Origin of the sequence: Clostridium sp. D33t1_170424_F3, assembly GCF_015667585.1 — a bacterium.
Classification (GTDB): domain Bacteria; phylum Bacillota; class Clostridia; order Oscillospirales; family Acutalibacteraceae; genus Anaeromassilibacillus.
This window is the reverse complement of sequence record NZ_JADPEG010000010.1, coordinates 78,263-97,036: the sequence shown is the minus strand read 5'-3', so window position 1 is coordinate 97,036 and position 18,774 is coordinate 78,263. Positions and strand designations below refer to the sequence as shown.

The 18,774-nt window shown below is 52.8% G+C and carries 17 protein-coding genes; 8 read left to right on the top strand and 9 right to left on the bottom strand.

Features of this window, described 5'->3' with window-relative positions:
* The first annotated feature begins 54 nt into the window (after positions 1–54).
* A complete protein-coding gene (locus tag I4V53_RS08435) occupies positions 55–1,368 on the top strand; it encodes a glycoside hydrolase family 10-like protein (RefSeq protein WP_195985248.1) in 1,314 nt (437 codons plus the stop codon).
* 47 nt (positions 1,369–1,415) lie between these two features.
* Here the strand turns inward: I4V53_RS08435 and mtaB are convergent, their stop codons facing one another.
* Positions 1,416–2,705, bottom strand: coding sequence for a tRNA (N(6)-L-threonylcarbamoyladenosine(37)-C(2))-methylthiotransferase MtaB (gene mtaB, locus I4V53_RS08430; RefSeq protein WP_195985247.1), 1,290 nt, complete (start codon positions 2,703–2,705; stop codon positions 1,416–1,418).
* 101 nt (positions 2,706–2,806) lie between these two features.
* On the opposite strand from mtaB, the gene I4V53_RS08425 reads away from it, so the two are divergent.
* A complete protein-coding gene (locus I4V53_RS08425) occupies positions 2,807–3,052 on the top strand; it encodes an HPr family phosphocarrier protein (RefSeq protein WP_050698370.1) in 246 nt (81 codons plus the stop codon).
* Positions 3,053–3,084: 32 nt separating this feature from the next.
* On the opposite strand, the gene abc-f is transcribed toward I4V53_RS08425, so the two are convergent.
* The 3 genes from abc-f to I4V53_RS08410 all read right to left on the bottom strand — a co-directional run bounded on the left by abc-f (position 3,085) and on the right by I4V53_RS08410 (position 6,033).
* Positions 3,085–4,992 (bottom strand): ribosomal protection-like ABC-F family protein, encoded by a 1,908-nt coding sequence (gene abc-f, locus I4V53_RS08420; protein WP_195985246.1) that lies wholly within the window; start codon positions 4,990–4,992, stop codon positions 3,085–3,087.
* Positions 4,993–5,167: 175 nt separating this feature from the next.
* Positions 5,168–5,473, bottom strand: a complete 306-nt coding sequence (locus I4V53_RS08415) for a DUF6809 family protein (RefSeq protein WP_195985245.1) — start codon at positions 5,471–5,473, stop codon at positions 5,168–5,170.
* A 116-nt stretch (positions 5,474–5,589) separates the two neighbouring features.
* On the bottom strand, positions 5,590–6,033 hold the full coding sequence (locus I4V53_RS08410; protein ID WP_195985244.1) for a hypothetical protein: 444 nt from the start codon (positions 6,031–6,033) through the stop codon (positions 5,590–5,592).
* 142 nt (positions 6,034–6,175) lie between these two features.
* Here I4V53_RS08410 and I4V53_RS08405 point away from each other — a divergent pair, with 142 nt between their 5' ends.
* Complete coding sequence (locus I4V53_RS08405) at positions 6,176–6,958, top strand: sugar phosphate isomerase/epimerase family protein (RefSeq protein ID WP_195985243.1); 783 nt, start codon at positions 6,176–6,178, stop codon at positions 6,956–6,958.
* Between the two features lie 101 nt (positions 6,959–7,059).
* Positions 7,060–7,518 (top strand): transcriptional regulator NrdR, encoded by a 459-nt coding sequence (nrdR, locus tag I4V53_RS08400; RefSeq protein ID WP_195985242.1) that lies wholly within the window; start codon positions 7,060–7,062, stop codon positions 7,516–7,518.
* 107 nt (positions 7,519–7,625) lie between these two features.
* On the opposite strand, the gene I4V53_RS08395 is transcribed toward nrdR, so the two are convergent.
* Both I4V53_RS08395 and I4V53_RS08390 read right to left on the bottom strand, forming a co-directional pair.
* On the bottom strand, positions 7,626–8,006 hold the full coding sequence (locus I4V53_RS08395) for a DUF4363 family protein (protein ID WP_195985241.1): 381 nt from the start codon (positions 8,004–8,006) through the stop codon (positions 7,626–7,628).
* Positions 8,007–8,019: 13 nt separating this feature from the next.
* Positions 8,020–8,691: a DUF421 domain-containing protein gene (locus tag I4V53_RS08390; protein ID WP_195985240.1), complete on the bottom strand. Its 672-nt coding sequence runs from the start codon at positions 8,689–8,691 to the stop codon at positions 8,020–8,022.
* 203 nt (positions 8,692–8,894) lie between these two features.
* Here I4V53_RS08390 and I4V53_RS08385 point away from each other — a divergent pair, with 203 nt between their 5' ends.
* From I4V53_RS08385 to I4V53_RS08375, 3 genes are read left to right on the top strand one after another with little or no spacing between them, the layout of a single operon-like run.
* The gene (locus tag I4V53_RS08385) at positions 8,895–10,370 is read left to right on the top strand and encodes a spore germination protein (protein WP_195985239.1); all 1,476 of its coding nucleotides are present in this window, start codon (positions 8,895–8,897) and stop codon (positions 10,368–10,370) included.
* Complete coding sequence (locus tag I4V53_RS08380) at positions 10,367–11,470, top strand: GerAB/ArcD/ProY family transporter (RefSeq protein WP_195985238.1); 1,104 nt, start codon at positions 10,367–10,369, stop codon at positions 11,468–11,470. The genes I4V53_RS08385 and I4V53_RS08380 overlap by 4 nt, the downstream gene beginning before the upstream one ends.
* Positions 11,467–12,594, top strand: coding sequence for a Ger(x)C family spore germination protein (locus I4V53_RS08375; protein ID WP_195985237.1), 1,128 nt, complete (start codon positions 11,467–11,469; stop codon positions 12,592–12,594). Before I4V53_RS08380 ends, I4V53_RS08375 begins: the two co-directional genes overlap by 4 nt.
* Positions 12,595–12,744: 150 nt before the next feature.
* On the opposite strand, the gene mscL is transcribed toward I4V53_RS08375, so the two are convergent.
* Genes mscL through I4V53_RS08360 form a run of 3 tightly spaced genes read right to left on the bottom strand, consistent with a single transcriptional unit; the run spans position 12,745 to position 17,394 of the window.
* Positions 12,745–13,152, bottom strand: a complete 408-nt coding sequence (gene mscL, locus I4V53_RS08370; RefSeq protein ID WP_286167085.1) for a large-conductance mechanosensitive channel protein MscL — start codon at positions 13,150–13,152, stop codon at positions 12,745–12,747.
* Positions 13,149–14,444: a 2-hydroxyacyl-CoA dehydratase gene (locus tag I4V53_RS08365; RefSeq protein WP_195985236.1), complete on the bottom strand. Its 1,296-nt coding sequence runs from the start codon at positions 14,442–14,444 to the stop codon at positions 13,149–13,151. Before I4V53_RS08365 ends, mscL begins: the two co-directional genes overlap by 4 nt.
* Before the next feature lie 55 nt (positions 14,445–14,499).
* Positions 14,500–17,394: an acyl-CoA dehydratase activase gene (locus I4V53_RS08360; RefSeq protein ID WP_195985235.1), complete on the bottom strand. Its 2,895-nt coding sequence runs from the start codon at positions 17,392–17,394 to the stop codon at positions 14,500–14,502.
* A 320-nt stretch (positions 17,395–17,714) separates the two neighbouring features.
* Between I4V53_RS08360 and pyrB the strand changes: the two genes are divergently transcribed.
* Positions 17,715–18,773: an aspartate carbamoyltransferase gene (gene pyrB, locus I4V53_RS08355; RefSeq protein ID WP_207747875.1), complete on the top strand. Its 1,059-nt coding sequence runs from the start codon at positions 17,715–17,717 to the stop codon at positions 18,771–18,773.
* Position 18,774 lies beyond the last annotated feature (1 nt).

The window sequence follows — 18,774 nt, the reverse complement described above, 5'->3', positions numbered from 1 at the left end:
GACAAAGCGACAGGAACGGCGGGAAGCCGCTGAGAGAAAGGATGAAGAATCAACATGGTGATTAAGCTATTCCATCGCCACAGCCTGCTGGCGTGCGTTTGCCTGCTTGTTATTGCGGTTGCGTTGTGTATGGCGGTCAATTTCAGCGGCGGCACGCAGCCGGCGCAAACCTCCCTGCCGGAAGGAAGCATGTCCTCTGTAGCGTCTTCCCAGGCAGAAGAACCGCCTGCGTCGTCCTCCGCGCAGCAGGAACCCCCTGCGGTGACGGCGCCTGCCGCCGCGGAAGAGATGCGCGCGGTCTGGGTCCCTTACATGAGCCTCGACATGAGCAAGGAGGAAAACCGGAGCGAGGCGGCGTTCCAAAAGAAATTTGACGCCATCATTGCCGGATCCAAAGCGGTCGGTATGAATGCGCTGATTGTCCACGTCCGGCCGTTTGGCGACGCATTGTATCCGTCGGAGCTCTATCCGTGGTCCCATATTGTGGGTGGGACACAGGGCGTGAACCCCGGCTACGACCCGCTGGCGTACATGGTAAAGGCGACGCACGACGCCGGAATGGAATTCCATGCGTGGATCAACCCTATGCGCGTACAGCTGGGGGATACGCCCTCCATCCTGGCGCAGACGAATGCGTACAACCTCTGGAAAGAGGACGCCGCCAAGGCGGGGTGGATCGTTCAGACCGATACAGGCAAATATTTCAACCCGGCGTACAAAGAAGTACGGAAGCTGGTTGCCGATGGGGCAAAGGAGATTGCGGAAAAATACGACGTGGACGGCATCCAGTTTGACGATTATTTTTATCCCACGGAGGACGCTTCCTTTGACCAGGCGGCGTACGGCGAATATACGCAGTCGGCGGCCAAAAACGGCACGCCGCTCAATTTGCAGGAATGGCGCCGCGCGAACGTCAATGCGCTGGTACAGCTCACCTACAGCGAAATCAAGAGCGTAAAGCCAGAGGTACAGTTCGGTATTTCCCCGCAGGCCAACGTCGAAAACGACCTGAAAATCGGCGCGGACGTCAATGCATGGTGCTCTGTGCGCGGCTATGTGGATTATATCTGCCCGCAGCTGTATGTCAACTTTGAAAACCCCACTTTGCCGTTCAATGTAGCGGCGGACCAGTGGAAGCAGATGGTAAAAGATGACAACATCAAGCTGTATTTCGGGTTGGCCGCATATAAAGCAGGTTCCGACGCGGACGACGGAACCTGGAAAAAGTCCAACAATATTCTGGCGCAGCAGGTTTCTCTGGGAAGGCAAACCGACTGCGACGGATTTATGTTCTACAGTTGGGAATATTTAAATGCGGAGCAGACAAAAGAGGAGATTCAAAATGTGATCAAACAATTGAATGGTTAACTCCTGTTCAGGATACTCGCGGGTATGAAAGGATTCTGCACAGGTTTTCAGATCAGTTTGCCAAAGCAGCATTCCGCGTCAGACTCCCGCAAAGTGACCGGCCGAATCTGGCCGCAGAGATTTTCTGTGCTGCTGACCTTGACGGGGGTATAGTTTTCTGTGTACCCGTCATAAACATGTTTGGCGGTTTCGCGCTCGAAGAGAACCTCTTCCGTGCGGCCGAGCTGCTCCTGAAAAAAGGCTTCCTTGGTTTTCTGCGTCAATGCGATCATACGGCGGCTGCGTTCTTCTTTGATGCGCTGCGTCACCTGACTGGGCGCGTCGTTGGCTTTGGTGCCGGGGCGGCGTGAGTAGGCAAATACATGCACTTTGGCGAAGCGGATTTCTTCGGCAAAGGCCAGAGATTCCGCAAATTCCTCTTCGGTTTCCCCGGGAAATCCCACCATGATGTCCGTGGTAATGGCGGCGTTTGGAAACGCCGCGCGCAGATTGCGGACAATGGTGCGGTATTCGTCGGCGGTATAGTGGCGGTTCATGCGCTTTAGCGTCTCGTCACAGCCGCTTTGCAGGGAGAGGTGGAACTGCGGGCAGAGCTTCTTTTGCCGCGCCAGACGGGCAATGACAGGCTCACTGAGCTGCTCTGGCTCCAGGGAGCCGAGACGGACGCGCGCAATCCCCTCCGGTTTACAGGCGGCCTCCACCGCGTCGCATAGGTGCAGGCCAAGCTCCTGCCCGTAGGCGGAGAGGTTGATGCCGGTCAGCACGACTTCCCGGTAGCCGTTTGCCGCGATGTCCGCAACCTCCTGTTTCAATTCCTCCAGCGGTTTGGAACGAACCCGGCCCCGTGCGTAGGGGATAATGCAATAGGAGCAGAAGCGGTTGCAGCCGTCCTCGATTTTGATGAAGGCGCGGGTGCGCTCATAAAAACGGTCGACGTGCATGCTTTCAAATGCGGCGGCCTTTTCATGCGGGACAATGTCCACAATGCGCTGGCGGGAGGAGAGATATTGCAGGATGTCCGGCAAAAGGGAGCGCCGGTTGGAGTTGCCCAAAACAATATCCGCGTCAGTCAGCTGTTCCGCCAGTTCGGGAAACGCCTGTGGCATACAGCCGGTGAGCACAATCACGGCGTTGGGATTGGCCCGCCGGGCGCGGCGCAGCGTCTGGCGCACCTTCTGGTCGCTGGTTGCGGTGACGGTGCAGGAATTAATCAGCACCACGTCGCTTTCCATGGAGGTTTCACATGCGGAAAACCCCGCGGAAACCAGTTGTTCCAGCATGGCCTGCGATTCATATTGGTTGACTTTACAGCCGAGGGTGAGTACGCTAACTTTCATTTTGAAGCTCCTGTATGTAATAAAATTTACAAATAATGTATTGACCCGGTCTTTTACCTGCGATATGATTATAAAATAAGAAACGAAAAGAGATGGAGGTAATGGCATTGTGTAAGACACAGATTATGCTGACAAGCATTGAAGAAGTGAAGAAGTTTGTATCGCTGACAAATCAGTTTCCCTTTGGGATCCATCTGACAACGGACAAATATAAAATTGATGCGAAATCCATTATGGGCGTCTTCAGCCTGGATTTATCAAAACCGATTCAAATTGAAGTAGACAGCGACGCGCCGGAAGTGCAGGATTTCCTGCAGCAGGTGGCGGTTTTCCAGAGGGCGTCGTAAAGAAGGAAAAGCTCAGCCGGTTGGCTGGGCTTTTATTGTTGTGTTTCCTGTTCTTCCAGTTTTTCGCTGAGTGCGCTCCAGTCCAGGAAAAGCGTTTCGTTTTCTTCCTTCAGCGCCTCCAGCGCCTGCGCCAGCTCCAACGTCGCCTGATAATCGCTGGCGACCTCCGGTTTGCAGAGCTCTGCCTCTGTCTCCGCAATCTTTTCTTCTGTCTCTGCGATGCGTGCTTCCAGACGCTTGAGCGCTGCGCGGTCCTTGCGGATGGCAGCTTCGCGTTCTTTGCGCTGCTTATAGGCGTTTTCCTTCGGGACGGCGGACTGTGCTTTTTCCACAGCCGCCGCCTTTGTTTTTTCCAGATAATAATCGTAGTTGCCGGCGTATTCCTTCGCGCCGTTTTCGTCCAGATAATAGATGCGGTCTGCGATCTTGTTGATGAGATAGCGGTCGTGGGAAACGATGAACAGGGTGCCTTCATAGCTTTGCAGGGCGTTTTCCAGCGCCTCGCACGAGCCGATGTCCAAATGGTTGGTCGGTTCGTCCAGCAGGAGGAAATTGTCGCGGGAGAGCATCAGGCGCAGCAGCAGGACGCGCGCACGCTCGCCGCCGGACAGGGCGGACACGCTTTTGAACACATCTTCCCCTTTAAAGAGGAAGACCGCCAGCGCATTGCGGACTTCCGTCTGCGTCATGCGGGGATAGGAGTCCCAGATTTCGTCCAGAACAGTCTTTTCCGGATGCAGCCCCTCCTGAATCTGGTCGTAATACCCGGTATCGATCCCTGTGCCGAAGCGGACCTCTCCGCCGGAAGGGCTGTAAATACCCAGCAGGCTTTTTAAAAAGGAAGTTTTGCCGCAGCCGTTCGGCCCGATCAGGAAGATGCGCTCGCCGCGTTTGACGTGCATATTAACGTTGCGGAACAGCGCCTTTCCATCAAAGCCCAGCGCCAGATGATCGACCGTCAGGACGTCGTTGCCGCCCCGCTGGTTGATGCCAAAATCAAAGTGAATGGTTTCCACCTTATCGTCCGGGCGCTCCAGCGTGCTTTCCAACCGCTCGATCATTTTCATTTTGCTTTCCGCGGCCTTGATACTTTTTTCCCGGTTCCACTGCCGCTGCTGGGCGACAATGCCCTCAATGCGGTGGATTTCCCTTGTGGTGTTGTCGTACTTGCGCTGCAAGGCGAGGTTGTTTTCCTCCTTTTGCTGCAAGTAGTTGGTATAGTTGCCCTTGTACAGGGTGAGCTTGTGGTTTTCCATCTCGAAAGTGCGGTTGGTGATGCGGTCCAGAAAATAACGGTCATGGGAAATGACGATGAAGGAACCGCTGTAGGAACGGAGGAAGTCCTCCAGCCACTCGACGGAGGCGATGTCCAGATGGTTGGTCGGCTCGTCCAGCAGCAGCAGGTTTGCGCCGCAGAGCAGCATTTTAGCCAGCTGCAGCTTGGCCTTTTGCCCGCCGCTCAACACGCCGATGGGCATGCTCATCTGTTGATCGTCAAAGCCGAGGCCCAACAGGGTGGAACGTGCCCGTGCCCGGCAGGTGAGCCCGCCGGAGTGAACGAACTGGTCGTTCAGCAGCGCTTGGCGTTCGATCAGCTCGTCCGAAGGATGTACCTGCAATTGCAGATTGATTGTGTCCAGTTCCTTTTCAATGGAGAGCAGATCTGCAAAAACGGTCAGCACCTCGCTGTATGCGCTGCGCTCCAGGTCGCGGCAGACATGCTGTTCCATATATCCCAAAACGGTGGAATTTGCTTTGTAGACGTCGCCTTCGTCGGCGTTTTCCTCGCCGGTCAGGATGCGGAATAACGTGGTTTTGCCGGAACCGTTCACGCCCACCAGGCCGATCCGGTCGCCCTCCTGTATTTCAAAGGAAGCGGCGCGGAACACCAGGTCCGTGCCGTAAGATTTATGAAGATTGCTTGCGCTCAGCAAGGCCATTGGGATTCTCCTTTGTAGAAACCACTGGCGCTGCCGTGCGCAGTGGCTGTCATATAAAATAGGGAACGCCAAATGACGTTCCCTACCATTATAAAGAATTTGCGGAATGAAATCAAGACCGGGGTTATTTGGTCACAGATACAGAGAATTTCTGAGGGGTTTCATTTCGTCGTGGTTATAAAGAGCGAGACCCAGCATACATCAGAATATTGTCACAATCATCTTCGGATGAAATGCCTTTGCATTCATACACCTCGGTTGCCAGCCTTTGTCCAAAGCAAAAACCTGCGGCAAAGCTGTCCAGTGAAGTCTTATCACAAACCAGGTTTTTATCATCGATAATACGCAGCAAAATTTTCTTCTGCCACTTGGAGAAATTTTTCTTGAGCAGCGCTTCATTTGCGTGAAGACGCCGATCTTCTTCCATGAATTTTGGTTGTCTGTAAAAGCTATTGTAAAGCTCTTCTATCATCTGTACCATCCGGCTCACCTCCTTCTTAGTGAACAGGATACCACAGAAAAATTGGATAAGTGTGTTATAGATCAGAACAGCAAAAAATCGTTTGGGTATGAAACGCCGGTTTGAAGCGTACGTGCTTAAACAGACCCCAAATGCTGCTTCAGAATTTCAATGTTTTTCTGCTCGCCCTGGATATATTCTTCCGCCAGCTTTTTGGCGCCCGCGTCGGCTTCGTCCAGCTGGTTCAGTTTTTTGGTCATGTCGATGATGCCCATGGTGGTGCCGCTGATCATCATCTCCGCAATGTGCGTGGGGGAGGAATCGACCAGCGTGTTCATTTGTACGGAGCCCCACAGCATGGCTTTTTTCATGGCGGGTTCGGTATCCGGCGTTTCGCCCTGCTTGGCCAGCATTTTTTCGGTTTTTACGGCCAGTCCCTTGTATTTCTGTGCCTGCCGCTCAATTTCTCCGCGCAGAGATTCATCGGTCACTTTGGGGAGGACCAGTTTGGTTGCCTCCATCCCCATGGCGGACGCCTCGTAGATTTCTTTTAACAGCTGTGTATTTTGATTGGTGACCATCCTTGTTACCGCCTTTCAGGTTTTTTATTTTTAGTATGCACGGGAATCCCCTTGAATAAACTGGATTTTTCATTCATTCGATGATATAATAAGCAAATCAACGCTGGACGGGGTTCAGCAAACAAAAAGGAGTGCTGCGCATATGCAGGTGGGGATTTCCACAGCTTGCCTATATCCCATGGAACTGGAGCAGTCGCTTTCCACGCTGCTTTCCATGGATTTTCGCCTGTTTGAAGTGTTTTTAAATACGTTTTCTGAGCTTTCTCCGGTATATTTAAAAGAATTAAAAAAGCACGCGGACGCGTACGGCGCCCGGATTAAATCAGTCCATCCGTTTACCTCCGGATACGAAGGCTTTTTATTGTTTTCGGAGTATGAGCGCAGATTTCGGGACAGTTTGGAATTTTATAAGCAGTATTTTGAAGCCGCAAATTTGCTGGGCGCGGAAATTGTGGTGCTGCACGGACAACGGGACTACCAATACAGCAAATTGACAAAGGAAACATACTTTGAACGCTACGCGGCTCTGTATGCTCTGGGAAAGAGCTACGGCGTGACTCTGGCGCAGGAAAATGTCAACCAGTTCCGCAGCGAAACGCCCGCGTTTATTTCTCAGATGCGCTCGTATTTGAAAGACGCCTGTGCGTTTGTATGCGATATAAAACAGGCGGTCCGTGCGGGGCAGGACCCTTACGCCGTCTGCGCCGCGATGGGAGAGCGACTGATCCATGTTCATATCAATGACAACACGCCCCAATCAGATTGCCTGCTGCCGGGATGCGGCGAGATGGATTACGACCGTTTTCGCAGATTGATTGCAGACTTTGGCTATCGGGGGGATCTGATCATCGAGGTTTACCGGAGCAATTTTAAAAATTTGCAGGAGGTTTCCATGGCGAGGTCGGTCGTAGAACGTCTGATTTAAGTTTTTCTTGAACTTTTCGATCTAAAAAGCTTGAATAAACCGTTACAAATATGTTACAATTAGCCTAAAGAATCCAACGCTATAGTAGAGGGGTAATGCATGTGAAATGCCCATATTGCGGTTATGAAGAGAGCAAGGTGATCGATTCCCGTCCCACAGACGAAGGGGAGCGTATTCGGCGGCGCAGAGAATGCCTGAAATGTGCGAAACGGTTTACTACTTATGAAGTGATTGAAACCGTTCCTTTGATTGTGATTAAAAAAGATAAATCGCGCGAGTGTTTTGACCGCAATAAGCTGATGAACGGCTTGCTGCGTGCTTGTGAGAAGCGTCCGGTTTCCATTGCCATGCTGGAGCGCGTGGTGGATGAGATCGAGGGAAGTATGCAGAATTCCCTGGACAGGGAGGTACCCTCCCACGAGATTGGCAGGCTTGCCATGGGAAAGCTGAAAGAGCTGGATGAAGTGGCGTATGTGCGGTTTGCGTCCGTTTACCGGGAGTTTAAGGATATTGCCACATTTAAAGAAGAGCTGGACCGGATTATGAAATCCCGGTCTTAAAAGAACAGAAGCAAGGACAGCGGGATTTTTCCGGCTGTCCTTTTTGTATGGGATGATCGAAAAACGGCGGCCGTGTTATGAAAAAACACAGCCGCCGTTTCTGGTATTTATAAAATGTTTTGTAAAGTAGGCAGTTCCGTTTCCCGCAGGCTGGCAATTTGTGCGGATGCGCGCGCCCGTTCGGCGGAGAACTCGTCCAGGGCGCCGTGCCGCAGCAACGGCGCCAATGTGGACAGGGACATGTCAAGCGATTCCAGACGCGTATGGGGGATATACGTACACATAATAGTATGGGAATCCCTCCAATCGGATTCCGCCTGTTCGCTCAACTGGATGGCGGTTGCAATGTCGCCGCTTTCTACGGCTTCCTGCGCCTGATCCAGGGCTTCGCTCAAATGAGTGGAACGGTTGAGCGTGGTGCTGATTCCCAACCAGCAAAGCGTCAGGGTAACCACCAGAATAACAGCAGAGGCCCAAAGCCGTTTCATCGGATTTCCCTCCTTATATTTCCTTTGGAATGATATTGTAGTCGCCCTTTGTGTTGGCGGTCATAATAAATACATCTTCCAATCGTACATTTTTTGCATGCAGGACGCCTTTTATCCATTCCGGCGTTTTGTTGCAGAGTTTTGTGGCAAATTCCGAAATGACGCCGTCGCTGACGACGACCGTTTCGATACCGGTGTTCGGCAGGGCCACGCCCATCATGCCGGCGGTGGGCGTTTCTTTATCCGGTTTTTTGATGACGCTGAGCTTGCCGTTTGTCTCGATGATCGCATAGGCGACGTCCTCCAGGCTGAACACGCTTTTTTCTCGCAGCTGTTCGCCGAGGTCTTCAGTGGACATGCGCAGCCGTTTCATTTCCGCCTGGATCAGTTTGCCGTCGCTGATTACGACGATGGGACGCCCGCAGACTATCCTGCGGAATTTGGGGATTTTCAGCATTAAAACGGAAACCAGGATTTCACACATGACCAGCACCGCGATGGGAATAAAACCGCTCACCAGAGGCTGACCGGTATCCTGCATCGGAATCGCCGCAATATCGGAAATCAGCAGGGTGACCACCAGCTCGCTGGTCTGCAGTTCGCTGATCTGCCGCTTGCCCATCAGTCTGACTGCTACAATAATCACTATGTATAGCAGCAGGGTTCTGATTAAAGAGATTGCCATACGTTAATGCCACCATTCTGTTTGGATTTTCACTCCGCATACACAGGCTGCGAAGATCATTTTTCATTTGTATCTGGAAACAGTATGGACGGTTACCAACGATTTATTCTGTTTTCGGCTGAAATTCCGGGAAGAGGATTGCAAAGAAAGCGTGTATAATTGCCGGGCGGACTGTCAAAATTAACCGTGATGAGGTGATAGCAATGATGGCAGCATCCCTGAAAGAGAATTTAAACTACTTCGATACACAGTTTGACGGCAGCGCCGATTTTGTGATGCGCAAATTTGAGATTACGGGTACAGATGCAGCCCTGCTGACGCTGGAAGGCATGGTCAATAAGCAGGTCATCGCGCAGGGGATTATGAATCCCATACTGAACGGCACAATTCTGGAACAGGACCCGGTCAAAAAATTTGATTACATCTGCAACAATACATTGGCTACAGTGGATCAATCGGCGGTGGACACATACGATGCGGCGATGCAGAAGCTGATGAACGGGTTTGCGCTCCTGGCGATCGACGGCTGCATCCGCATGATGGCGTTCAGCGTGCAGGGCTTTTCGTTCCGCGGCATTTCCGAGCCGCAGAACGAAGTCACGCAGCGCGGCTCCCGCGAGGGCTTTGTGGAGCCCTTCCTGATCAATATGTCGATGATCCGGCGCAGAATGCACACGCCGAAGCTCAAATTTGAGCTGTTTACCATAGGAAAAGAAAGCAAGACAAACATTTGCATCTGCTATTTGCGGGATACGGTTTCACCTGAGGTGCTCAACCGCGTCAAAAAGCGGATTAAAGAGGTGCAAATGGAAACCGTGCTGGCCGCCGGCTACATTTCCCACCAGATGGTGCGGCGGAGCAGCCATTTCATTTTTACCGGCGTCGGCCTTTCGGAGCGGCCGGACACGGTTTGCGGGAAGATTTCGGAAGGGCGCGTCGCTGTCATTGTGGACGGTACGCCAAACGTACTGGTCGTGCCGCATCTCTTTGTGGAGAATTTCCAAAGCTTTGACGACTACGCGTTCCGCCCGTTTTACGCCACATTCAGCCGTTGGCTAAAATTCTTTTCCTTCTTCCTGGCAGTATTTCTGCCGGGCTTCTATGTGTCCGCCACAACCTTCCATCCGGAGCTCTTGCCGGAGGCGCTGATGCTGAAAATTGCGCAGGCAGAGGCGACCACACCTTTTCCCGTGATGCTGGAAGCGATTATCATTCACTTTTTATATGAGATCATGCGTGAAGCGGGCCTGCGGGTTCCGCAGCCGCTCAGCAACGCGGTCAGTATTGTCGGCGCGCTGGTCATCGGAGAAACGGCCGTTAACTCCGGACTGGTGGGCGCGCCGACGCTGATGGTCATCGCTTTGACGGCGACCGCATCCTATGTCACACCGAACATGTACGGCCCGATTGCGCTGATGCGCTTTGCCTTTATTATTGTGGGCGGTACGCTGGGTTTTTGGGGATTGGCTCTGGGCTTGATGGTCATGATCATCAATATTTGCAGCGAGATGGTATACCAGATTCCCTTCAGCGCGCCGCTGTCGCCCTTTAACTTGAAGAGTATGCGCGACGTGCTGGTACGGGCAAGCTGGCGGGTGCTTTCCAAGGATGTGGAGCTGGTGCAGAATATGCCGGGCTCGGATATCAAAAATGCGGATCAAAAAGGAAATGAATTATGACGCAAAGAAAATATTGTATCAGCGCCGGACAGCTTTTTTCCATCCTTTTTGTCAACAGAAGCGTCATTATGCTGACGTTCAACACCCTCTTGGGCGGCGGTAGCAATCTGCTGGATAACATCCTGTCTGCGGTGCTTGCGTTGGGCATTAATTTTATCGCCATTATCCCCTTGTATTTTTTGTATCGGCGCAACCGGACGGAAAATGTTTTGGACCTGTCCGAAAAGCTGCTGGGAAAGCCGGGCATGATTCTTTTTGTGCTTCTCTATGGTTTGTATTTTATGGCGATTGACAGCTATTATCTGTCTTTCTTTCAGCTGTTCCTGAACAATGTCATGGAGCCCTTGATGCCGGTCTGGCTGATTGCGTTTGCCATTGTGGCTGTGATCTGCTATACGGCCTATCAGGGGATTGAAGCGGTGGCGCGCACCGCCGGGTTTGTCTTGGTCATCATGGTGATCGGCATTGTATGGATTGGCGTGGCCCTTCTGCCCAAGATACAGACGATCAATTATGAGCCGCTGCTCTACAACGGGCCGGAACAGATGCTGACCGGTACCGCTCTGTTTTTGGCCCGCAGCACGGGCTTTGCCACAATGGCGCTGCTGCTGCCGCGCGTCCATGGAAAGAAAAAACGCGGATTTGTCGCATGGAATGTGGGAGTCTACAGCCTGATTTCATTTTTAATCCTGGGAATGGTTGGCGTAGGCGGAAGCTATTTAAAAAACCAGCTGTTTCCGGTGTACACGGCTGCCGCTCTGGCGGACGCCGGCATTCTGGAACGGCTGGACGTTGTTTTTATCACGATTTGGGCAGCGGGATTGATCATCCAGATGTCTACGGACGCCTATCTGTTCATGACGTGCGTCCGGAAAGCGACCAACAAAATGGCAAGCCGGATTGTGTTGCCGTTTGGTGCGGTTACGGTTGCGGTTCTGTCGGTACTGACGACGAAGTCCCTGCCGCTGCAGCGCCTTTTTTACGGCGTGCCGCTGCTCTTTATCCTGACGTGCTGTGCGGCGGTTTTATTTCCCGGCATCCTGCTGGTGGTTGACGTCGTCAAAAAGAAAAAGCTTTCAGGGAAGGATGCAAAGGTATGAAAAAAAGAATCTGTGCCGCTCTTTTGATCTGCCTGCTGTGCAGCTTTCTGCTGCAGGGCTGCCATTATCAGGTGCAGCTGAGCCAGCGGCTTTTGATCCAAGGTGTGGGAATCGATTATGAAAACGATTCCTATAAGGCGACGATGCAGGTCAGCCAGGTGGGGGAGAAGGACGAAGACGCCGTGGCGGTCTTGCAGGGAGAAGGGAAATCCGCAATGGATGCAATGAATGCGGTCACCCTTTCAACCGGAAAAAAGCCGCTGTACAGCCACAGCCTGCTGTTGGTACTGGGAAAATCGTGCGCCCAGCGGGGATTGAGCGATACGGTCGATTTTTTTATCCGCTATCCGGAGGCGCATCCCACGGTCAACGTACTGATGGCGGACGGCACAGCGGAAAGCATCCTGAATACCAAAAAAGAAGACGGAAAATATGTACAGGCGCGTGAAATCGCGGAGGTCGCCAAAGCGGGCAAGTACAACGGTAAAACCGCCAATGCGGAGATGCTGGATGTAATCAACCAGCTCCGCGGCGAAGGCTCGTCTCCGTATTTGCCTGTTGTACAGAAGCAGGAAAAGGAGATCATGGCGACAGGTACAGCCGTGTTTCAGGGGGATAAGCTGAAAACCCAGCTCGACGAAAAAGAAACGCGCGGATTTCTGCTGTTGACCGGGAGGCTGGAAGGCGGTACGGAGGTTCTCAATGTGCCGGAAATCGGCAAAGTAACCTTTGAGCTGGAAAAAGCGGACGCCAAAATAGAACCCGTCATAGAGGAGGAGTCGCTCCGTTTTGATATTGAGGTTCAATGCGGCGCGACCATCGGCGCGGCGGATATGGTCAGCGGAAAAAAGCTGGACAGTCAGATGTATCAGAATCTGGAGAAGCTTTTGGGACAGCGTTTAAAGCAGGAATGTGAAGAAGCGATCATCACTGGCGTTAAAAAGAACAGCAGCGATATTTTTAACTTTGGCCGTCATGTGTACAAAAGCGATCCGGAATACTGGAGAGCGCATGGAGAAAACTGGAAGCAGGAGATGGCGGATGCCAGGTTTGTTGTGACTGTGGAGGCAAAGCTGCGGCGCGGCGGACAGGAGATCACCGGTTTGGAGAGCAACAGCAGATAAAAAACAGCTTGCCCTCATTGGTTTTTACGTGCTTTCCGGTTGACCTGGGAGGAAAAGATTTTTTGATACATTCAGAGGTTAAAAATCTAATGATTTTCTTAATGTAATAAAAAAGACGGCAGGATATTTCCTGCCGTCTTTTGCATCTGTTTATTTTTCGTTTTGCGCCTGCAATAAATCACGAATCTCTGTCAAAAGCACTTCTTCCTTGCTGGGAAGCGGCTCCGCCTTGGGCGGTTCTTCCTTCTTTTTATGGAAGCGGTTGATAAACTTTATCATCAGGAAGACAGAGAACGCAATCAGGATGAAATCCAATACGGTCTGCAAGAAGCTGCCGTATGCCAGCACGATGGGAGCGGTGCCGGAAACCGGCATTGTAAAAGCCAGATCGGACAGATTGACCTTTCCGGTAATCAGGGAAAGCGCCGGCATAATGATGCTGTCCACCAAAGAGGTGACAATTTTACTGAACGCGCCGCCAACTACGACGCCGACGGCCATATCCATCACATTGCCGCGCACTGCAAATTCCTTAAATTCTTTCAACATCTTTTTCATTTGCCAGAAACCTCCTGTTTTGTCTCGGCGGCCAGATTTTCACGGGCGACCGCGAGCATCAGTTTGATACGGTTTTCCTGGTTGACCCGGGTGGCACTGGGATCGTAGTCGATGGGAACGATGTTGGAATTGGGTGCAACCTTTTTGATGCGGTGGACCATCCCCTTTCCGCAGATGTGGTTGGGCAGGCAGCCGAACGGCTGCGCGCAGACGATGTTTTCAAAGCCCGATTCCGCCAACTCCAACATTTCCGCCGTGAGGAGCCAGCCTTCTCCCATCTTGTCCCCGTAGCCAATCACGCCCTCGACAAGGCTCTTAATGTGCTCGTAGGTGGCGGGCGGGGCAAATTTGGGTTCGGTCTTGACGGCCCGGATCAGAATATCCTGCATCTTGGTGACGTAGTCCATCAGGGTTTTGACCACCATGTACTTGGCCTTACTGCCGCCGTACAGCTTGATGTCCTCCAAGCGATTGTCCACCTTGAACTGGACGAAGCTCATCAGGCCGGGTACATTGACCTCGCAGTTCTGCTCCGCCAGGAAATCCTCCAGATGGTTGTTGGCGAACGCCGCATATTTTACATAAATTTCCCCAACGACGCCGACCTTGACCTTCGGTACCTTTTGCATCGGAATAGAAGCAAAGTCCTTTACAATCTGGCACAGATTGACTTCCTCGCTCTTCAGGCCCATGCCTTTTCCCTGGCGGAACTGCGCGCACAGGTCTTTGGTCCATTTCTGTACCATGCGTTCGCTTGCGCCCGGTTCCAGCTCATACGGCTTGACTTGGTTGTTCAACAGCATCAGCGCGTCCCCGTAGACGACCGCCGCCGCCATCTTGCGGATCATCGGCAGCGTGATGGAGAATCCGGGGTTGCGTTCTAGTCCGGAAAGGTTCAGGGAGATAACCGGAATCTGATCCAGCCCCGCTTTGTGCAGCGCCTTGCGCAGCAGATGGATGTAGTTGCTGGCGCGGCAGCCGCCTCCGGTCTGGGTGATGATCAGGGCGGTGCGGTCCAGGTCATATTTCCCGCTGTGCAGGGCGTCGATGAACTGTCCAATGACCAGCAAGGCGGGGTAGCAGGTATCGTTATGGACATATTTCAGGCCTTCCGTCACGATGTTGGGGCCGCTGGTGGTCAGCAGTTCCACATTGTAACCACAGTTGCGGAATACGTCCACAAACAGCTCAAAATGAATGGGAAGCATCATCGGGCAGAGGATGGTGTATTCCTTTTTCATCTCTTTTGTAAAGAGGAGACGGCCGGTTTTATCAAATTGCAATTCTGCCATATCGTATCTTCCTTTCGGATCAGGCACAGGCCCGATCACAGCCGGGAACTCCCGGTCAACCCTCCAGAGCGGCAAACAGGCTGCGAAGCCGGATTTTTACCGCGCCGAGGTTGGTGATTTCATCTATCTTGATCTGTGTATAAATCTTTTCATGCTTTTCAAGGATACTGCGCACCTCGTCGGTCGTGATGGCGTCCACGCCGCAGCCGAACGAGACGAGCTGTACCAGGTTCATGTCCTTCTGTGTGCCGACATATTCCGCAGCAGCGTACAGGCGGGAGTGGTACGTCCACTGGTTCAACACGCCCACACGGAACTTCTTCACGTTGGGGCTGATGACGTCTTCAGAGATGACCGCCGCGCCCAGGCTGGTAATCAGCTTGTCGATGCCATGATTGATCTCCGGGTCCAGATGGTAGGGGCGCCCGCTGAGAACTATGATCGGCTTGTTTTGCTTGCGCGCTTCCTCAATCATCTCGTTGCCCTTCTGACGGATCTGCTCCATGAAGGCGTCGTAGGCGCCGTAGGCGGCCTTTGCCGCCTGTTTCACCTCCGCCAGAGGGATGCCGTCAAAATACTGTTCCAGAATGGCATGCATTTTCACGGGAAAGTCACGCTTGCGGTGGATGCCCACATAATCGTGAATAAAATGCAGTCCGTTCAGCTCGCTGGTATTTGCCGCAATGACCTCCGGGTAATAGGCCACTACCGGGCAGTTGTAATGATTGTCGCCCAGCTTTTCATCAAAGTTATAGGACATGCAGGGGTAGAAGATATTTTGAATGCCCTGCTCGATCAGCGCGTCGACGTGGCCGTGCATCAACTTGGCTGGGAAGCAGACCGTGTCGCTGGGAATGCTGGCCTGCCCCTTGATGTACAACTCCCGCGAAGAAAGCGGGGAGGTTACCACTTCAAACCCGAGCTGGGTAAAGAAGGTGTACCAGAACGGCAGGAGCTCATACAGGTTTAAGCCCATCGGCAGGCCGATTTTGCCGCGCGGCCCCGGCTTCGGCTGATAGGAGCGGAGCGCCTGCAGCTTATAGGCGTACATATTCTGTTCGCTTTGCCCGGAGCGCTTGGTGACCGGCTTTTCACAGCGGTTGCCGCCGATGAAGCGCCGGTTGCCGCCAAAGATATTGATGGTCAAGCGGCAATTGTTGTTGCAAAGACCGCAGGAAGTGACCTTGACCTCGTGCTTGAAGTGTTCCAGCTCGGACAGGGGAAGCAGGGTGCTGGAACCGCCCGCCTTCTTCGCAGCGTAAAGCGCCGCACCGTACGCGCCCATCAGGCCGGAAATGTCCGGGCGCACCACATTGACGCCCAGTTCCTTTTCAAAAACGCGCAGGACGGCATTGTTCAGGAAGGTGCCTCCCTGAACGACAATGTTTTTGCCCAGTTCAGAGGCAGAGGACGCGCGGATGACCTTGTAAATTGCATTTTTTACAACGCTGACGGAAAGGCCCGCGGAAATGTCCTCCATGGTTGCGCCGTCCTTCTGCGCCTGTTTAACAGAGGAATTCATAAACACCGTGCAGCGGGAACCGAGGTCAACCGGATGCCTGGCGAACAGGCCCAGCCTGGCAAATTCTTCAATGCCGTATCCCAGCGTGTTGGCAAACGTTTGCAAGAAGGAGCCGCAGCCGGAGGAACAGGCCTCGTTTAAAAAGATATTGTCCACCGCGCCGTTGCGGATTTTAAAGCATTTCATATCCTGTCCGCCGATGTCGATGACAAAATCCACATCGGGCAGGAAATGTTTGGCGGCGGTAAAATGCGCAACCGTCTCAACAATGCCGAAGTCGATGCCAAAGGCATTCTTCAGGAGCTCTTCGCCGTAGCCGGTCACAGCCGAGGAACGGATTTGAATGTCCGGATGCGCTTTGTAAAGCCCCAGCAGATATTCTCTGATGATCGGCACCGGGTTGCCGGAGTTGCTTTGATATGTAGAGTCCAACACTTCGCCGCCGGGTCCCATCAAAACGGTTTTCACCGTGGTGGAGCCCGCGTCGACGCCGAGATAGGCAGGGCCCTTATATGTATTGAGATCGCCGCGCTTTGCACGGCAACTTTCGTGCCGTTTTTGGAATGCGTCGAACTCTTCCTGATTGTTGAAGAGCGGGTCTATGGATAAGAACGCGGCCTTTGTTCCATAAGAGGCTACGTTTTTTAAAGCGATGTCGATGTCGACTGCGGTATCGCTGCTGAAGGCCGCGCCCAGTGCGACAAAGTACAAGGAATTTTCCGGACAAATCCCTTTTACGTGCAGCGCTGTGTCGAACGCTTGGCGCAGCTGCGGGAGGAAGGTCAGCGGTCCGCCCAGATACACAACGTTCCCGGCAATTTTGCGGCCCTGTGCCAGACCGGCGATGGTCTGGTTGGCGACAGCGGCGAAAATACTGGCGGAAATATCGCTTTTGCGCGCGCCCTGGTTGAGCAGCGGCTGAATATCGGACTTTGCGAACACGCCGCAGCGGGAAGCAATGGTATAGATTTTTTCATACTGTTCCGCAAGCTGGTCCATTTCGTTTGGAGAAATGTCCAGAAGCGTGGCCATCTGATCGATGAAAGCGCCTGTGCCGCCGGCGCAGGTACCGTTCATGCGGACCTCCATACCGCCGGAGAGGAACAAAATTTTCGCGTCTTCACCGCCAAGCTCAATGATGACGTCCGCATCCGGAATGAGCCTGCCAATGGCGACGCGCGTGGCGTACACTTCCTGCATAAAGGGGAGGTCGCATGTTTCTGCAACGCCCATACCGGCGGAACCGGATATAGTAATTTGCGCGTCCGCGCCGTGAAGAACCTTGTCCCGTATTTTTGTCAGAAGTTCTGAAATTTTCTGCGTAATCTGCGAGAGATGACGCTCGTACGATTTGTAGATGATCTGATTCTGGTCGTCGAGCACCACACACTTGATCGTGGTGGAGCCGACGTCTAACCCGACTTTCAAAATGACACCCTCTCTTAGCCCAACGGCATTGATTGACCATTCATGTATATGCACCAAGTGCGCCTTCTAAAGTAGTTTACAATATTAATTATTAAATCGCTGATACATTATTTTACGAAAAAGAGGGGGAAATGTCAAGAGATGTTCTATTAATTCCAGCACTCCAATATTTGGCGTCGAAGTTTGGGGGAGCGGGTTGTAAAATAAGTGGAAGAATGATAGAATGGGAAAAATACAAAGAGGTGGTACGTTTGGATATCAATCAGTTTCGCGATACGGTCCAGCTCAGCAAACTGGGCGGCATTGTACAGATCAGCAATATGATCGATCTGGATCAGTCCAGTTTGGATGAGATTGGAGAAATGATCGCGCTGGCCAACCAGATCCGCAATTACCCAAAGGAGTACGGCGAATCCTGCCGGGGAAAAATCATGGCGACCTTGTTTTATGAGCCGTCCACCCGTACGAAAATGTCCTTTCAGACGGCGATGCTCCGCTTGGGCGGGGAAGTGATCGGATTTGACAACCCGCAGAGCTCTTCCGTCAGCAAGGGAGAGAGTTTAAAGGATACGGTTACCGTCGTCAGCGGCTACGCGGATATATTGGTGGTCCGGCATCCGCTGGAGGGTGCGGCAGAGGCGGCGGCCATGTACTCGCGCTCGCCGGTGATCAACGCCGGGGACGGCGGGCATTTGCATCCCACGCAGACGTTGACCGATCTGGTAACCTTATATAATGAAAAAGGACGATTGGACAATCTCTGCATCGGCCTGTGCGGGGACCTGAAATATGGACGCACCGTCCATTCCCTGATTAAGACAATGACGCGCTACCGGGGGAATTCCTTTGTGCTGATTTCCACACCGGAGCTGGCGCTGCCCAACTACGTCAAAGACATTATGCACGCGGCGGGCTGCAAGTTTGTCGAGGTATCCAGCCTGAGCGAGGCGATGCCGATGCTGGACGTGCTGTATATGACGCGTATCCAGAAGGAGCGCTTTGCCAGCGAGGCGCAGTATGAGGCGCAGAAGGGCGTTTACGTGCTGGATAAAGAAAAATTGAACATGGGGAAACGGGATTTGAAAGTGCTGCATCCGCTGCCGCGCGTCGACGAGATCACGCCGGACGTCGACGACGATCCGCGCGCCGCCTATTTTAAGCAGACGGTCTATGGGATGTACGCGCGCATGGCGCTCATTTTCAGCATGCTGATGAATCCCCAGTACAAGCGGAAAAAACCCCCGATCCGGGACAGCCATCCGGCCGGTTGCTCCAATCCCAAATGTATCACCCAAACGGAAACGTACCTGCCGAAGCTCTTTTTTGCATCCGGCGACATGCTGGAATGTAAATACTGCGACGGAAGGACGTTAATTTAAG

Coding starts and splice junctions, on each gene's coding strand:
- I4V53_RS08375 (WP_195985237.1), top strand. CDS start 11,467: ATGAAAAAAAGAATCTGTGCCGCTCTTTTGATCTGCCTGCTGTGCAGC.
- I4V53_RS08390 (WP_195985240.1), bottom strand. CDS start 8,691: ATGGCAATCTCTTTAATCAGAACCCTGCTGCTATACATAGTGATTATT.
- I4V53_RS08365 (WP_195985236.1), bottom strand. CDS start 14,444: ATGGCAGAATTGCAATTTGATAAAACCGGCCGTCTCCTCTTTACAAAA.
- I4V53_RS08435 (WP_195985248.1), top strand. CDS start 55: ATGGTGATTAAGCTATTCCATCGCCACAGCCTGCTGGCGTGCGTTTGC.
- I4V53_RS08380 (WP_195985238.1), top strand. CDS start 10,367: ATGACGCAAAGAAAATATTGTATCAGCGCCGGACAGCTTTTTTCCATC.
- mscL (WP_286167085.1), bottom strand. CDS start 13,152: ATGAAAAAGATGTTGAAAGAATTTAAGGAATTTGCAGTGCGCGGCAAT.
- I4V53_RS08405 (WP_195985243.1), top strand. CDS start 6,176: ATGCAGGTGGGGATTTCCACAGCTTGCCTATATCCCATGGAACTGGAG.
- abc-f (WP_195985246.1), bottom strand. CDS start 4,992: ATGGCCTTGCTGAGCGCAAGCAATCTTCATAAATCTTACGGCACGGAC.
- I4V53_RS08385 (WP_195985239.1), top strand. CDS start 8,895: ATGATGGCAGCATCCCTGAAAGAGAATTTAAACTACTTCGATACACAG.
- I4V53_RS08415 (WP_195985245.1), bottom strand. CDS start 5,473: ATGGTACAGATGATAGAAGAGCTTTACAATAGCTTTTACAGACAACCA.
- pyrB (WP_207747875.1), top strand. CDS start 17,715: ATGATCGATCTGGATCAGTCCAGTTTGGATGAGATTGGAGAAATGATC.
- I4V53_RS08395 (WP_195985241.1), bottom strand. CDS start 8,006: ATGAAACGGCTTTGGGCCTCTGCTGTTATTCTGGTGGTTACCCTGACG.
- I4V53_RS08425 (WP_050698370.1), top strand. CDS start 2,807: ATGGCATTGTGTAAGACACAGATTATGCTGACAAGCATTGAAGAAGTG.
- I4V53_RS08410 (WP_195985244.1), bottom strand. CDS start 6,033: ATGGTCACCAATCAAAATACACAGCTGTTAAAAGAAATCTACGAGGCG.
- mtaB (WP_195985247.1), bottom strand. CDS start 2,705: ATGAAAGTTAGCGTACTCACCCTCGGCTGTAAAGTCAACCAATATGAA.